This window comes from Marivivens sp. LCG002 (assembly GCF_030264275.1).
Classification (GTDB): Bacteria; Pseudomonadota; Alphaproteobacteria; order Rhodobacterales; family Rhodobacteraceae; genus Marivivens.
The window spans coordinates 146,462-160,882 of the sequence record NZ_CP127165.1 but is presented as its reverse complement, the minus strand read 5'-3'; the positions used below and the strand labels follow the sequence as shown (position 1 = coordinate 160,882).

General features: G+C 57.8%; 14 protein-coding genes and 1 riboswitch. Of the genes, 6 read left to right on the top strand and 8 right to left on the bottom strand.

Features of this window, described 5'->3' with window-relative positions; all coding sequences use genetic code 11:
* The first annotated feature begins 42 nt into the window (after positions 1–42).
* Positions 43–1,215 carry a lytic murein transglycosylase gene (locus QQG91_RS00785; RefSeq protein WP_285771084.1) on the top strand — a complete coding sequence of 391 codons (1,173 nt, stop codon included), beginning with the start codon at positions 43–45 and terminating at the stop codon, positions 1,213–1,215.
* A 41-nt stretch (positions 1,216–1,256) separates the two neighbouring features.
* Here the strand turns inward: QQG91_RS00785 and QQG91_RS00780 are convergent, their stop codons facing one another.
* Positions 1,257–2,264, bottom strand: a complete 1,008-nt coding sequence (locus QQG91_RS00780) for a LacI family DNA-binding transcriptional regulator (RefSeq protein ID WP_285771083.1) — start codon at positions 2,262–2,264, stop codon at positions 1,257–1,259.
* Between the two features lie 85 nt (positions 2,265–2,349).
* On the opposite strand from QQG91_RS00780, the gene QQG91_RS00775 reads away from it, so the two are divergent.
* Positions 2,350–3,522 carry a phytanoyl-CoA dioxygenase family protein gene (locus QQG91_RS00775; protein ID WP_285771082.1) on the top strand — a complete coding sequence of 391 codons (1,173 nt, stop codon included), beginning with the start codon at positions 2,350–2,352 and terminating at the stop codon, positions 3,520–3,522.
* Positions 3,523–3,570: 48 nt separating this feature from the next.
* On the opposite strand, the gene cobO is transcribed toward QQG91_RS00775, so the two are convergent.
* The 3 genes from cobO to cobN form a co-directional block, all read right to left on the bottom strand.
* Positions 3,571–4,179, bottom strand: a complete 609-nt coding sequence (gene cobO, locus QQG91_RS00770; protein WP_285771081.1) for a cob(I)yrinic acid a,c-diamide adenosyltransferase — start codon at positions 4,177–4,179, stop codon at positions 3,571–3,573.
* A gap of 113 nt (positions 4,180–4,292) precedes the next feature.
* Positions 4,293–5,504 (bottom strand): TsoY family (seleno)protein, encoded by a 1,212-nt coding sequence (locus QQG91_RS00765; protein ID WP_285771080.1) that lies wholly within the window; start codon positions 5,502–5,504, stop codon positions 4,293–4,295.
* Between the two features lie 88 nt (positions 5,505–5,592).
* On the bottom strand, positions 5,593–9,282 hold the full coding sequence (gene cobN, locus QQG91_RS00760; RefSeq protein WP_285771079.1) for a cobaltochelatase subunit CobN: 3,690 nt from the start codon (positions 9,280–9,282) through the stop codon (positions 5,593–5,595).
* A gap of 67 nt (positions 9,283–9,349) precedes the next feature.
* Here cobN and QQG91_RS00755 point away from each other — a divergent pair, with 67 nt between their 5' ends.
* The gene (locus QQG91_RS00755) at positions 9,350–9,508 is read left to right on the top strand and encodes a hypothetical protein (RefSeq protein ID WP_285771078.1); all 159 of its coding nucleotides are present in this window, start codon (positions 9,350–9,352) and stop codon (positions 9,506–9,508) included.
* 2 nt (positions 9,509–9,510) lie between these two features.
* On the opposite strand, the gene QQG91_RS00750 is transcribed toward QQG91_RS00755, so the two are convergent.
* On the bottom strand, positions 9,511–9,963 hold the full coding sequence (locus QQG91_RS00750) for a GNAT family N-acetyltransferase (protein ID WP_285771077.1): 453 nt from the start codon (positions 9,961–9,963) through the stop codon (positions 9,511–9,513).
* Positions 9,960–11,039, bottom strand: a complete 1,080-nt coding sequence (cobW, locus tag QQG91_RS00745) for a cobalamin biosynthesis protein CobW (RefSeq protein WP_285771076.1) — start codon at positions 11,037–11,039, stop codon at positions 9,960–9,962. Before cobW ends, QQG91_RS00750 begins: the two co-directional genes overlap by 4 nt.
* 60 nt (positions 11,040–11,099) lie before the next feature.
* Here cobW and QQG91_RS00740 point away from each other — a divergent pair, with 60 nt between their 5' ends.
* Positions 11,100–11,426, top strand: a complete 327-nt coding sequence (locus tag QQG91_RS00740; RefSeq protein ID WP_285771075.1) for a DUF1636 family protein — start codon at positions 11,100–11,102, stop codon at positions 11,424–11,426.
* Here QQG91_RS00740 and QQG91_RS00735 read toward each other — a convergent pair.
* Together QQG91_RS00735 and QQG91_RS00730 are read right to left on the bottom strand one after the other, a co-directional pair.
* Positions 11,423–12,103, bottom strand: coding sequence for a CbtA family protein (locus tag QQG91_RS00735; RefSeq protein ID WP_285771074.1), 681 nt, complete (start codon positions 12,101–12,103; stop codon positions 11,423–11,425). The two genes, QQG91_RS00740 and QQG91_RS00735, sit on opposite strands and share 4 nt — an antisense overlap.
* Positions 12,104–12,122: 19 nt before the next feature.
* The gene (locus tag QQG91_RS00730) at positions 12,123–12,290 is read right to left on the bottom strand and encodes a CbtB domain-containing protein (RefSeq protein ID WP_285771073.1); all 168 of its coding nucleotides are present in this window, start codon (positions 12,288–12,290) and stop codon (positions 12,123–12,125) included.
* Between the two features lie 35 nt (positions 12,291–12,325).
* A riboswitch (cobalamin riboswitch) is annotated at positions 12,326–12,544 on the bottom strand.
* Positions 12,545–12,730: 186 nt separating this feature from the next.
* Between QQG91_RS00730 and QQG91_RS00725 the strand changes: the two genes are divergently transcribed.
* Together QQG91_RS00725 and QQG91_RS00720 are read left to right on the top strand one after the other, a co-directional pair.
* Entirely contained in the window at positions 12,731–13,468 is a 738-nt protein-coding gene (locus QQG91_RS00725) for a heparan-alpha-glucosaminide N-acetyltransferase (RefSeq protein WP_285771072.1), read from the top strand.
* 6 nt (positions 13,469–13,474) lie between these two features.
* Positions 13,475–14,413: an AEC family transporter gene (locus QQG91_RS00720; RefSeq protein ID WP_285771071.1), complete on the top strand. Its 939-nt coding sequence runs from the start codon at positions 13,475–13,477 to the stop codon at positions 14,411–14,413.
* Positions 14,414–14,421 lie beyond the last annotated feature (8 nt).

Genomic DNA, 14,421 nt, shown 5'->3' with positions numbered 1-14,421 from the left:
AGTTGCCATCTCGCTAGGCTCCTTCTCAACCAGGAGGATTACATGCGTTCAGCCATTCTTGCCGTTTCAGCCGCTCTTCTTGCCCAAACCGCATCAGCGCAATCTTGCGGAGGCAGTTTTCAGTCCTTTGTCACAGGACTAAAATCCGAAGCGGCAAGCCTTGGATATTCCCAGACCCAAATCGACACGTTCTTTAACGGTGTGGCCCAAGACGGCGCAGTTCTCAAAGCCGACCGCGCCCAAGGGGTTTTCCAAAAGAACTTCCTCGACTTCTCGCGTTCGTTGATCTCGCAGAACCGCATCGACAACGGTCGCATCTATGGTGACCGCTATGCATCGGTCTTTGATCGCATCCAGCGCGAATACGGTATCCCCAAAGGCGTGCTCTTGGCATTCTGGGCCTTCGAGACCGATTTCGGCCAAGTGCAGGGCAACTTCAACACTTTGAACGCCCTTGTGACGCTGTCCCATGATTGCCGCCGTCCCGAGCTTTTCCGTCCACAGATTTTCGCAGCGCTCGAACTCTTTAAACGCGGCGATTTCGAACCGAGGAAAACAACTGGGGCTTGGGCGGGTGAAATCGGGCAAGTGCAGATGCTCCCCAAGGATATCATAGAAAACGGACGTGACGGGGATGGCGACGGGCACGTCGATCTCAAGGGGTCTTCTCCCGATGCACTCATGTCGGGGGCTGCGATGCTCTCTTCTCTGGGGTGGCGCCCGAATGAACCTTGGCTGGTGGAGGTTACGGTTCCAGAGAACCTCGACTGGTCAAAAACAGGTCTGAACCACGCGATGAGCGAAGCAGACTGGGCGCGTCTTGGAGTGACCCCAAGGAGCGGCACACTCGGCAATCCGAACCTCCAAGCTTCGGTTCTCCTTCCTGTCGGACGCAAAGGGCCTGCCTTCCTCGCCTATCCCAATTTCCGCGTCTATTTCGAATGGAACAAGTCGATGGTTTACGTGACCACCGCAGCCTATTTCGCGACACGCCTGATGGGCGCTCCCGCCTATAACGCAGGGTCACCCGATGTTGGTCTTTCGGGAGAAGAAATCGTCAGTCTCCAGCGCAAACTCGAAGCGCGGGGTTATGACGTGGGCGGCGCGGACGGCATTATCGGCGAGATGACGCGCGAGGCCGTTCAAACCGAACAAGAGCGGCTCGGGCTTCCCGCTGATGCCTGGCCGACACGCGAATTGCTTGGCCGCCTTTAACTACTATCAGGTAAGATTCTTCGGGTGCTGGTTCATTGCACTCAAAGAGGCACTGCTATGCCGATATCCGCCTCCTCGATCTCGATCGTATCGGGAACGAGACGATAGTGTTTGAGAAACAAGAGAGAGACCCGCCGCGCGTCCTGACGGAAATTGTGGTGGAGCACAAAGCTCAGCTTGCCATCCTGTAGAAGCTGTTTGTTCGTGCGGTCGAGATCGTGGGCGGCAAAGATATCTATGGGACGTCGCGCCTCGGCAAAGGCGTCGAGGATCGCGCGATTTCCTCCACCTATGGAATAGACCGAGTCGATATCGGGGTGCGCCTCGAGTGCGCCCAGAACCAGCGTCTTGGTGGTTCGGTTCACGCCAAGACCCTCGGACACCGAAACGATGTCCTGCGTCGGATTTCGGCGCGCGAAATAGTCGAGAAATCCGACACGGCGTTGCTCTTCGCCCTGAAATGTCTGGCTCGACAGCGTGAGGAGGATCTTGGACCGCTTCGGTGACTTCATCTTGTTCAAGAGGTGCGCAGCGGTTGCGCCCGCTTTGCGGTTCTCCATCCCGACATAGGCAAGTCGAAGATCCGCTGCGACATCTGTCACATAGGTGACAATAGGGACTCCGCGGGCACCGATTTCGCGCAGGCAGGTTTCGATTGCGACGGTGGCGGGCACTTTGAGGACGATACCATGACTGCCCCTGCGCGCGATTGAATAAAGTTTCGCGATGATTTCCCGCTCTTCCATGCTCTCTTCAAGATGGAAGCGCATCCTGAAAGAGGCAGGTCGAACAAGCGGTAATTCATCCTCGAAAGCCTGACGCACGGCGCGGGAAAACCGCTTGGGCGACTGGATCACAACGTCGATGGTGAACTTGCGCCCATCAAGCCGTGCGGCGGCATACTGGCGATCAAGCTCGGCGATGGCCGCCTCGACGCGGTCTTTTGTAACCTGCCGAACCGAAGCACGGCTATGGAGCGCGCGATCCACCGTCGCGGGGCTTAGGCCGGCTTGAAAGGCGATTTCCTTGATCGTGAATTTTTGCGGCATGGTTTTGATGTGATTTTGAGGTTCTTTCTGTCTATCGCTTTCTCCCGTCCTGCGTCACTTCTTTCTTGAAAACGGGAGGACCGAAATGAATTTCCAAGACAGAAACATGGATGATCCGGTCTGGATCAGTGCCGAGAGCGGCGACTTTGAAGTGTTCAAGGCTCAGGTCGCACAAACCACAAAAGCGGGCGATGTCCCCCATGCGCAGGACATCATCCGAAATATCCCGATCTATTCGGGCGAAGATGTGGATGCGGCCGCTCAATCGCCCCATGATCGAAAAAGTCTGACTGCGGAATGGGCGCGGGTATTTGCCAAAGGCGCGGGGATTATCGTGATCAAGAACGGCCTCGGCAATCACGCCGCCATTGATCGCGCGAGCGAGATTTTCGAAAGCATCATCCGGGACGAAAAGGCCAATGCCATTGGCGGTGGTGACCATTTTGCAAAACCCGGCGCGAACGATCGCATCTGGAATTCACTTGAAAAGCACTGCCTTGCCGATCCTGCGAATTTTGCGGCGTATTACAGCTCCAACGGCATCGCGCTTGCGTCCGAGGCATGGCTTGGACCGGCGTATCAGATGACGGCACAAGTCAATCGCGTGAACCCCGGGGGCGCGGCGCAGACCCCGCATCGGGACTATCACCTCGGTTTTATGTCGAGCACGCGGATGGCCGAATACCCCTCGTATATCCATGGGGTTTCGCCGCTCCTCACGCTTCAGGGAGCTGTGGCGCACTGCGATATGCCGATCGAAACAGGCCCGACCATGGTTCTTCCGTTTTCGCAGATGTTCTACGAAGGCTATCTTGCCTTCGGTCGCCCCGAGTTTCAGGCGTATTTCGCGGATAACTATGTCCAGTTGCCCTTGGAAAAAGGCGACCTTGTGTTCTTTAACCCCGCCGTGATGCATGGCGCAGGGACCAACAGAACCTCTGATCGCTATCGGCTCGTGAACCTGCTTCAGGTGTCCTCTGCATTCGGCCGCGCAATGGAGAGCGTCAATCGTAGCCGTATGTGCGAAGCGATCTTCGAGACCTTGATCAAAGACCGTGAGACGATTGACCTTGCAAACGTGATCGCAGCTACGGCCGAGGGCTATCCGTTTCCGACAAATCTGGATCGCAATCCACCCATCGGCGGGCTCGCCCCCAAAACCCAAGCCGATTACCTCAGACAGGCCGTTGCCGAGCGTTGGAGCAAGGAAAAATTCGTGCAGTCGCTCGCCAATCTTGAACGTAAAAACGCGACTTAAAGGCGGAGTAAGGGCGAGAGCCGATTACGGCTCTCGACCCGCTGGCGTCTAGTATTCAACGCCGATCTGGGCCTTGATCCCCGAGCGGAAGGGATGCTTGATCAGCTCCATTTCCGTCACAAGGTCCGCAATCTCGATCAAGTCGTCGTGGGCATTTCGCCCCGTCAGGACCACATGCGTCATTTCGGGCTTTTCATCACGAAGGAAGGCGACAACCTCCTTGATGTCCACATAGTCATACCGGATCGCGATGTTGATCTCGTCCAAAAGCACCATCGTATTCGACGGATCACGAATGAGCTCTTTGGCCTTTTCCCAAGCGGCTTGGGCCATCTCGGTATCGCGGGTTTTGTCCTGTGTCTCCCAAGTAAAGCCTTCACCCATTGTATAGAACGAACAGATGTCGGTGAATTTGCTCAGGATGAGATCGCGCTCACCCGTGGACATGCCGCCCTTGATGAATTGGACAACCGCGCATTTCATATCGTGCGCGATACAGCGGAAAATCATGCCAAAGGCTGCCGACGATTTGCCTTTACCCTTGCCCGTATGGACGATCACAAGGCCCTTTTTGTCGGTCTTGGTCGCCATGATCTTGTCACGCGCCGCTTTCTTCTTGGCCATCTTCTGGGCGTGGCGTTCGGTATCTTCGGTCATCTGCTCCTCCGGTTTGAGTTTTGAATCTGGGGAAAGGGAGGGAAAAGCGCAAGGTGCAAATGAAATGGGCGCCAGATGCGGCGCCCATTTCGGTCTTGCGGGAAGGGAAGGGTTTATTCTGCGGGAACAGCCACGCTTGCGGACTTCGCAAAGTGACGGCGGTTCAAATGAAGGACCAGCGCAATCATCGCGAACTGGAACGCCAAGGCGATACCGACGATGATCCAATAGGTGACGCTGAACTTGGCGACGAGACCGACAGCGACAAGCCCCTTGTGCAACCAGAATTGGGTCATCACCGAAAGAGCTACACCCGGGCAAACAAGGGCGTAGGACCCTGCCGAATTCTTGTCACCTGTAAGAAAGGTTGCGGCATAGGCTTGGCGGCGCAGCACGGTCAAGCCGAGCAAAAGAAACAGGATCTGGACCGTCAAGAACTGTGTGAGCGTCATCAATGTATCGATATTCGAGCTGTGCGCCTCGAAGGCCGCGTGAAGGCCGTGGTTCTGCCGAAGCGTCATGATGCCCAAGACCGTCATGAGCGGAATGACAATCATAAGGGTCGGCGCGGCCTCTTTCGCGGTTCCGTAGTGCAGCATCGAATTGAACGCCGTAACAGATGCAACAGCCACATAGATCAACGCGATCAGGCCGAAGAAGGTCGACAGAATAAGCGAAGCACCGACAACGGTTGTGCTTGTCGACATTGCCGCAGGCGCCGAAAGACCGACGGCGACCATGGCAAGCGCAAAGGCGGGAAGAAGCTGTGCAAAGGAGTTATGCGCGGTGACATCGAAAAGCCCGCCTTCAGAGAGCACGCGGCCCAAGAAATGCCCGATCATCCGCAAAGCCAGAAGGCCTGTCAGGACGAAAGCCACCATAGCAGCGGGGAACAGAAACTCGACGACGCTCCAGAGGTTGGGCACAAAGACAAGACCGACGATGAACAATCCGTTGATCGACATGGCAACAGCAAGCGGCATCGCCAGAAGCTGGGTTTCCCCGTTCGAATGACGGAGTTTTTGATAGCTCTCTGTCTTTTTGAATTCCGCGAACTTGGTGAAATTCCAGATCAGATATCGGATGTTCTGAAAGGCGAAGAACGCGATTCCGAGCATGGCGGCTAGAATTCCGAACTGTTGCCAGGGATTACCTTTGCCCCATGCGGCGACGATGTCCTCGAACACCGGAACCGTTGCGTTGGGGTGCGGGACCCAGAACAGAAGATACATGAAAAACGTAACAGCAAGGCCACCGGCCCCGACCGAAGCGAGGAAATAAAGAGGCGACCAATTATCTGCGGGTCGACTGGAAATCGGGGTCATGATGCCCTCCTTATATATTAGTAATATTAAATATATTAGGAGCGGATCTAAAACATTACAAATTATAAATGTTTAATGCGACACTCTGTCATGTATCCGGGCTAAGTCCTTTTGCAAGAGCGGAAATTCGTGCGCGGGCCGAATTCGAACGGGGCACCCAAAGCCCGCGATCTATCGCTTCTTCGAGCCGTTCCGCAATCTCTCGGAGTGCCGAAGGGTTGTGTTCCGCGATAAACTCTCTTGTGTCCTGATCGTCGAAGAAGGCCCCTTCGACAAGGTCGAAATGGTGGTTCTTGACCGCGCCCGTGGTCGCCGCAAAAGCAAAGAGATAGTCGACCGTGGCCGCGATCTCGAATGCGCCCTTATAACCGTGCCGCTTGACCCCTTCGATCCATTTCGGATTGACCACGCGAAAGCGCACAACGCGCCCGATCTCGTCGTCCAGCGTCCGGATCACGGGGCGCTCGGGCCGCGAATGATCGTTATGATAGATCGGGCGGTCGCGCCCCTGAAGCGTAGAGATCGCAGCGGCGGCACCGCCCTCGAACTGGTAGTAGTCGTCACTATCGAGAAGATCATGTTCGCGGTTGTCCTGATTCTGGACGATGGCTTCGGTCTGGCTCAACCGCTGTTCAAACCCTTCGCGGTCGCGAACACCCTCGCCGTCCGCACCATAGGCATAGCCGCCCCACTCGAGATAGGCGTTTCCGAGGTCGGATTTTTCGGCCCAGATCCGCTCGTCGATGAGCGCCTGCAAACCTGCACCGTATGCACCGGGTTTGGAACCATAGACGCGCGCGGCGGCTTCGCCCGACCGCGTTCTCGCTGCGGCGGGGTTCATGCTCTCGTCTTCATCAAGAGCCTGAACGGCACGTGCCGCACTGTCGACCAATGCGATGAGCTGCGGGAAAGCATCGCGGAAAAACCCCGAAACGCGCAGTGTCACGTCGACGCGCGGGCGGCCAAGCACACCTTGAGGCAGGATCTCGAACCCCGTCACGCGGCGGTTGGCGCTGTCCCATTTGGGCTTTACCCCCATGAGAGCAAGCGCCTGCGCGATGTCATCACCGCCGGTGCGCATGTTCGCGGTGCCCCAGGCCGTGACAAGCATAGTGCGCGGCCAATCCCCGTGGTCTTGGAGGTGCTTTTCGATCAAGAGATTTGCAGACTTCCATCCCAAGGCCCAAGCCGAGGGCGTGGGAACCGCGCGGCTGTCCACACTGAAGAAATTGCGTCCCGTCGGAAGCACGTCCATGCGGCCGCGGGTCGGCGCGCCCGAAGGTCCCGCGGCAATGGCGCGACCGTCCAGCACCTTGAGGAAAGCCGCCGCTTCCGCAGGCCCACAGGCGGCAACGGTGGGCCGGATCACATCGTTGATCTCGGCAAGAACCTCTGCGGAACGAGGACCGGGGGCCGCAGCACCATCCAGCAACCGCTGGGACAAAAGCTCGAGACGTTCGACGGTATCCCCTGCGGTGCGCCAAGCCCCCTCACCATCCAAAAGCAAAGGCTTGGGCCCGAACCAAGTCTCGGCGAGATCGGCCGAGAGCGGATCAAAGCCGAGCTCGAGATCATCTGCCAGAGCGCGGAGCAAAGAGGAATCGCCCCCCACACCCGCACCTCGTGGAACCCGCGCAAGCGCAATCGCAAGATCGCGCGCCTGCACACCCTCGGGAGAGGCCCCGAAAATATGCAGACCATCGCGGATCTGCGCTTCTTTAAGCTCGCAGAGATAGGCATCGAGCTTGGCAAGATCGCCCTCTTGATCGCCCGACATCCCGACATCAGCGGCAAGCCCCGTCACCTCGGAAAGCGAAAGGATTTCGCGGCGCAAATGGTCGATGCGGCGCGGATCGACGCCCGCCGCCTCGTAATATTCATCGACCAAAGCTTCGAGATCGCGGAGCGGTCCATAGCTCTCGGCGCGGGTGAGAGGCGGCGTAAGGTGATCAATGATCACCGCCTGAGCGCGCCGCTTGGCCTGCGTACCTTCACCCGGATCGTTGACGATGAAAGGATAGAGATGCGGCACAGGTCCGAGGATCACTTCGGGCAGGCACGTCTCGGAAAGGGCAATCGCCTTGCCGGGGAGCCATTCAAGATTGCCGTGCTTGCCCATATGGGCGATCGCATCTGCACCCCAGTGGTGGCGGAGCCAGAAATAGAAGGCGAGATAATTGTGTGGCGGCACAAGATCGGGCGAGTGATAGGTCTCGGTCGGATCGATGTTATAGCCGCGCGCGGGTTGAAGCCCCACAACCACATTGCCGAACCGATGGATCGAAAGGGCAAAACCGTCCTCGGCACAGAACGGATCGTTAGCCGGAGCGCCCCAACGGTCGGTGATGCGTTCTTTGACCTCCCACGGAAGAGCCTCGAAATAGCGCACATACTCGGCCAGAGGCAGCACTTCGCCCCCCTCTCGCTCGGCGCGATCTGTGAGCCAATTCGTCGGACCCGCCATGAGACGTTCCATGAGCGCCTTGGGACCATGGGGGGCATCCTCGACAGCATAGCCCGCCTCGGCCATTTTTTCGATGACACGCGCGGTGCCCGCAGGGGTATCAAGACCAACCCCGTTCGCCAAACGACCGTCCTTGTTCGGATAATTGGCAAGAACGAGCGCAACTTTGCGGTCCGCAACCGCCCGATGACGCAGACGTGCCCAATTGGCGGCGAGCGCCACCACGAAGTCAATCCGATCCCCGCGCGCCTGATAGCTGGCAACGGGGCATTCCGTGGCTTCGTCGAAATAGGCCTCACCCTTGAAACTGATGGCACGGGAGAGGATACGCCCATCCACTTCGGGCAGGGCGACGTTCATCGCGATGTCGCGCCCAGAAAGACCCGAAAGCCCTTCGTCCCATGCCTTTTCACTGCTTCCAGCAAGAACCACCTGAAAAACGGGAGCTTCATTGGCAAAGGTCGCAGCAAGCGGGTTCTCGGACCCTTCGCCTGCATGGGGCGAACCAGTCGCGAAGGAGGTGCAATTGAGGATAACGGACGGCGGCGCGCTGGTGAAAAGCTGCTCCAAGGTTGCGACCGATACGGGATCCTTGAGGGAGGCAACAAAAACCGGAAGAGGGTTCAGCCCAGCCCGCAACAGCGATTTGGTCAATCGGTTGATCGGATTGAGGCCCGCACCCTGAACAAGTGCGCGGTAAAACACGACAGGCACCACGGGTGCGCCGTCGATCCATTGACCGCGCAGCATCGACAAGTCGGGTTTGTCCTCACCCGGCCAGTATATCCCCGCGCGCAAAAGCGGTGCTGCGCCCGCGGGCTTGTCTCCTCCATCAAGCATCGCTTTGGCATAGTTCAGGAATGCGACCGCGTTGGCTGGGCCACCCTCGACCAGATAGGACCAGAGCGCGTCGTAATCCTCGTCCTCGACCGTCGAGAAGCGGCGGAGTTCGTCGTCGGGTTTATCATCCCCCGGAAGCGCGACAAAAGGTACACCCGCCTCATGAAGACGGGCCGCATACTGCTCGAACCCGTATTTCCAATACCCCGCTCCTCCAAGGATACGAGCGATGACCAGTCGGGACTTGGTCGCGCAATCGTCCAGATGGAGGTCCACCGACATCGGATGCATCAGATTCATCATCGAAGCCAAGCGAAGACTCGGGGCATCCGTCATTTCCGACCGTGCCTGAGAAAGCGCTGCAAGTTCGGTATCGGCAGCGGAAATCACCACAACATCCGCCGGAGTCTGCCCGAGATCGACGGGTTCCTTGCCGTCATCGATGTTTCCGGGGGTCGCAGCGAGCAAATGCATTCGTTCGGTCCTTGTCTCAGCTTTGGCTTTCAGGCATCAGCATAGAGAAGCCAGAGAGGTCTTGATCATGGATTATGGAAAGTCGGGCAATGCGAAAAAAGGGGCAAATGCGCCTCGTTTCCAGCCCAGCAAAAAGGGTGAAGCACCCTACATGCAAAAAGCGCCCAAAGAAGAGCTCCTTGCAAAGCTCAAAGCGGCAGCGGCCAAGGGTAAGTCCAAGGACTGATTTCATCCCAACCGTTTTTGCATGAAGATGCTGGACGGCGCGTCGGGATAGTCACCGAATGGACCGCAGAGCTCAAACCCGTGCCGCGCGTAGACTTTATGCGCGGCATACAGCAAATTCCCTGTTTCAAGCTTGAGCCACTCAAGATTGTGCCGGCGCGCCTCGTCTTCGATCTGGCGCAAGAGTGCATCCGCAATCCCGCGCCCACGCGCGTCGGGATCGACAAACATCGACTTTACTTCGCCATATCCATCCTTGAGCGCCAAGGCACCAGTGCCCTGGATCACCGCGCCTTCGCGCGCGGTGAAAAAGCGGATGGAGGGCACGCAAAGCTCGTCGATCGACAAGAAGAAGTTATCCTCGGGCGGAAAGAGGCTCTGCATCAAAGCATGGCTTGCTTCGAGCAGTTCTACCACACGCGGGGTCTTGGGATCGGCGAGCTCTACGAAAATCATGCGCAGAGCGCCTCTTCGATGGCAGCGCGATCAAGTCCGGCCTCGCCGATGACGACAAGACGGGTTTCACGGGCCCCTGCAAAGGGCTGATCGAAATAGGTATCAACGCGCGGACCCACAGCCTGAAGCGTGAGGCGCATGGGTTTACCCTGAACCGCAACAAAACCTTTGAGACGAAGGATGTCGTGGGCGCGGATCACGTCGGACACCTGAGTTGCAAAAGCTTTGGCATCTGCGACTTCGCCCAAAGTGACGACAAAGCTCTCGAACTCGTCATGGCCGTGATCGTGATGATGGTGATCGTGATCGTCATCGTCGTCATCATGGTCGTGATCATCGTCGTGGTGATGGTGGTGGTGCACCTCGTGACGGGCTTCAAGATCGTTCTCTGCACCAATGCCTTGACCAAGCAGGACATCGACGGGAAGCGCACCCATCGACGTTTTGACGACCTGCACACCGTCGCGGCTTTCGGCCTTGAGCTTGGCGGCAAGGGCCTCTGCTTCTTCGGCGGAAAGAAGATCGGTCTTGTTGACGACGATCATATCCGCGCAAGCGATCTGGTCTTCGAAGAGTTCCGAGAGCGGGGTCTCGTGATCGAGGTTCTCATCCAGCTTGCGCTGGGCGTCGACGGCCTCGACACTATGCGCAAAACGTCCATCGAGAACGGCGCGGCCATCGACGACGGTCACGACACCATCCACGGTCACTTTGGTTGAAACGCTCGGCCAATTGAACGCGCGCACAAGCGGCTGCGGCAGAGCAAGACCCGAGGTTTCGATCACGATGTGATCGGGACGGTTTTCGCGGGCAAGGAGCTTTTCCATTGTGGGGATGAAATCGTCGGCCACGGTGCAGCAGATACAGCCGTTCGAAAGCTCCATCACATCGTCTTCGGAACAGGTTTCGTCACCGCACCCCTTGAGGATATCGCCGTCGACACCGAGATCGCCGAATTCGTTGATGATAAGCGCAATGCGCTTGCCTTTGGCGTTTTGCAGCATGTGACGGATGAGTGTCGTCTTGCCCGAGCCGAGAAAGCCGGTGACAACAGTTGCAGGAATCTTGGCAGCCATGGTTCGCTCCGTTATGGGTCGAGTGTATCTTTGGCCCATGAGGACCGGAAAGGAAAGTCGATGGCGGACAAGATCACCATCTGTGAAAGCTGTCGCTCGGCGGATACGGCGCCCATGGGGGCGGCGCTTGCCGAACGGTTGCGTGGAATGGTCGACGCGGAAGTCGCCACAACCGATTGCATGATCGTGTGCAGCAAGCCCGTCACCGTGTCGTTTCGCGCGACGGGCAAAGCCGCCTATCTCTTTTCTGGCGTTGACCCCGAGAGCCAAGCCCACGAAATCGCAGAGTTCGCCCGCCTATATGCGCTGGCCGATGACGGGATCGTCAATGACGTCCGCTCCATCGGCCAACTCAGGTTTTGTTTGATCGGGCGTGTGCCCGCCTAGCCTTCGGATTTTTCCCAGAGGAACCCTGCAAGCCAGCCCATCGCGATCCAAGCTACCGCCGCGACGCCGATACTGCGCACCGCGTAAAGCGTAGCGAGTTCGGGCGGCGCAACACCATAATAGGCATCGAGATGCGGGGCACCGACAAGTTGCGGCGCAGCGATTGCGACCGTCCCGAGAAGTGCCGTCCCGAGGTTACGCCCGAACCCGAGAAGCGCCACGCCGGACACTGTTCCCAGTGCAGCAAAGAGCCACCACGTCTGACGCGCGATGAGACCGGCTGAAGCCGTGCCAGGAAGCTCGGGCGGAAGACCGAACGCAGGCGCGAGGTTCACCGCAAGAAACCCTGCAAGCCCCCAGATCATTCCCGTACGTGCATCAATCCGCTTACCGAACTTTTGCGCCAGCAAGAAGGCGGCAACCATGATGAGCGCGAACCCCGTATAGGTCACGAGGTTCGAACCAAAGGTGCCGAAATGGCGTGCAAGCTCGCCCCAGATTTCAGGTGCGAGACGCGGTGATCCGATTTGCCCATCACTAAAATGAACGCGCTCGGAAAACTCGTATAACTCGCCTTCCATCAGGAGCGGGACAACGAAGGTGAACTGCAACAGGGCCGCGAGCGCCCCCGCAGCAAGACCAGCGATCAACGCGCTGGTAAAAACCTGTTTGAACATCAGTCTATGCGCTGCCGACTTAGTGGCAGGGGAAGCCGATTGCGTGACGCGAGTCGTGCGCGATGTCGTGCGCGGTCGCCGAATGGCTGAAGCCGGCTGCAAATACGAGACCGAAGCCGAGAACGACAGCGGAAACGATTGCAAGGATTTCGGTATTTGCGCGAACGGCAACAAGTGCTTTGGTCATATTCTTTTCTCCTAACCCGTCACACCCGACGGGAATTGGTTTCAGTTCACAAGGTCGGTCTCCTGGCTCGCGGGTCGTAGCGCTGTCCCCGCCTTCCCGGTTTCCCAGTGGCATAAAGGGGGCGCTCACCGCATACAGTCGCGGGGGCGGCTGTGGACTCTGGCCTCCTGTCTGGATCTGCCGTTACCACATTCCCGGTTATCCCCTGACTCGCTTTGCGAATACTTGCGGGGCACCATGTCACTCCGTTGTCGCTTTGGGGGGGCTTACCGTCAAGTCCGAAAATCGTCTATTAATGCTCTGCTTTCGACACATCCGCGCTTTCCAAGGCTTGGCAGCGACGCGAGGAGAGGCCATTGTGCCCCAAAGTCGCGAATTGGTCTGGAATTCAGGCCCAAAAACCGCCGCCGGATTCGGTCGGCCAGCAAAAGGATACCGCGTTGACGCCTCGGACTCTCAGGATCGCGCAAATCGACATTGCGCGCACGATTGCTCTGATTGCAATGGCGGTGTTCCATCTCACCTTTGACCTTGAAGCGTTTGGCTTTGTCGAACGCGGCACGATGGCAAGCACGCCTTGGATCATCTTTGCCCGCCTGATCGCAGGGAGTTTCATTTTTCTGTCGGGTATGAGCCTTGTCATCGGATCGCTCGACGGGCGACCCGATATTCGCAAAGTGCTCAAGAGGCTCGGTATGATCGGCGCCGCGGCTGTGGTTGTCAGCATCGCAACCTATTTCAGCATCGGCTATGCCTATGTGCGCTTCGGCATTCTGCACCATATGTTCGTCGCGAGCCTTCTGGGGCTTGCGGTTCTTGGCTGGAACTCTATCGCTCTTGCCGCATTTGGTGCGCTGATCCTGTCTTTTCCCCATATCCTCCCTTGGCCCTTGTTCGAAGGGACGGGGTGGCTCTGGCTTGCCCGCACGACACCCATGCCGCCCATGGTCGATTATGTGCCGGTCCTCCCATGGTTCGGGGTGTTTCTCTTCGGAATGGCGACCGCCAAGATGATCCAGTCGGCCATCGGCTGGACGGTTGTCGCTGGCATGTGTGATGCGCAGGCAAGGCCCATCCGTATTCTATCATGGGCAGGGCGGCACAGTCTCTTGGTCTATCTGATCCATCAGCCCATCCTCTTTTCGGCCGTCTTTGCCGCTCGCTATTCCATCGGTTAAGCCTGAATGATCGAAATCTTCTTACAAACACTTCCGTTTTTCCTGTTGATCGGCTTCGGCTTCGGCGCAGGAAAGACGGGTTTTTTCTCGCCCGATGCGACGGCAGCGCTTACGAAATTCGTCTTTTATTTCGCTCTATCGGCTCTTCTGTTCCAGTTTTCGGCACGGCTCGAATTCTCGGATATTCTGGACTGGAATTTCATCGCCGCCTATTTGACGGCGTCTTTGGCGATCTACCTTGTTGCAACGATTGTGGCCTTTGCGCGCAAACTCCCGATCGAAGAAGCCGCAATCGAGGCCCAAGTCGCCGTCATCGGCAACGTTGGCTTTCTCGGCATTCCGATGCTCGCCATTCTCCTCGGAGACCGCGCGGTTCTTTCCGTGATGGTCATTCTGAGCGTCGACCTCATCGTCTTCTCCTCGCTCGTCGTTATTCTTGTCCACGGCTCGCGCGATGGGCGCATGTCGTTTGCGATCCTGAAATCCATCGGCAAAGGGCTTCTGGCGAACCCGATGATCGTTTCGATTGTTCTGGGGCTCAGTGTTTCGGCGCTCGACATTTCAGTGCCCAAGCCCGTTGGTCAGTTTCTCGGCATTCTGGGCGCTGCCGCCACGCCGGGCGCTCTCTTTGCAATCGGTGCCTCTTTGGCCACCAAATCGGCGGAGCGGGTTGCGGTGGCGGGTTGGCTTTCGTTCTGCAAACTGATCCTGCACCCCGCAGCCGTCGCCTTTACCGCGCTCTATGTTTTTGATGTCGATCCCTATGCAGCAGGCGTGATGATCACGGCATCGGCGCTTCCCGTCGCAGGGAACGTCTATATCCTTGCCGCGCATTTCGGTATTGCCCCGACGCGCGTGTCCGCTTCGATCCTGATCTCCACTGCGATCAGTATTTTCACCGTTTCGGCTGTCGTGGCTTGGGTCACGCCGTTCATGCCGATGTAACAGACAGG

Excerpts from the sequence above, each read along its gene's own strand:
- QQG91_RS00785 (WP_285771084.1), top strand. The coding sequence starts at position 43 with ATGCGTTCAGCCATTCTTGCCGTTTCAGCCGCTCTTCTTGCCCAAACC.
- QQG91_RS00780 (WP_285771083.1), bottom strand. The coding sequence starts at position 2,264 with ATGCCGCAAAAATTCACGATCAAGGAAATCGCCTTTCAAGCCGGCCTA.
- QQG91_RS00775 (WP_285771082.1), top strand. The coding sequence starts at position 2,350 with ATGAATTTCCAAGACAGAAACATGGATGATCCGGTCTGGATCAGTGCC.
- cobO (WP_285771081.1), bottom strand. The coding sequence starts at position 4,179 with ATGACCGAAGATACCGAACGCCACGCCCAGAAGATGGCCAAGAAGAAA.
- QQG91_RS00765 (WP_285771080.1), bottom strand. The coding sequence starts at position 5,504 with ATGACCCCGATTTCCAGTCGACCCGCAGATAATTGGTCGCCTCTTTAT.
- cobN (WP_285771079.1), bottom strand. The coding sequence starts at position 9,282 with ATGCATTTGCTCGCTGCGACCCCCGGAAACATCGATGACGGCAAGGAA.
- QQG91_RS00755 (WP_285771078.1), top strand. The coding sequence starts at position 9,350 with ATGGATTATGGAAAGTCGGGCAATGCGAAAAAAGGGGCAAATGCGCCT.
- QQG91_RS00750 (WP_285771077.1), bottom strand. The coding sequence starts at position 9,963 with ATGATTTTCGTAGAGCTCGCCGATCCCAAGACCCCGCGTGTGGTAGAA.
- cobW (WP_285771076.1), bottom strand. The coding sequence starts at position 11,039 with ATGGCTGCCAAGATTCCTGCAACTGTTGTCACCGGCTTTCTCGGCTCG.
- QQG91_RS00740 (WP_285771075.1), top strand. The coding sequence starts at position 11,100 with ATGGCGGACAAGATCACCATCTGTGAAAGCTGTCGCTCGGCGGATACG.
- QQG91_RS00735 (WP_285771074.1), bottom strand. The coding sequence starts at position 12,103 with ATGTTCAAACAGGTTTTTACCAGCGCGTTGATCGCTGGTCTTGCTGCG.
- QQG91_RS00730 (WP_285771073.1), bottom strand. The coding sequence starts at position 12,290 with ATGACCAAAGCACTTGTTGCCGTTCGCGCAAATACCGAAATCCTTGCA.
- QQG91_RS00720 (WP_285771071.1), top strand. The coding sequence starts at position 13,475 with ATGATCGAAATCTTCTTACAAACACTTCCGTTTTTCCTGTTGATCGGC.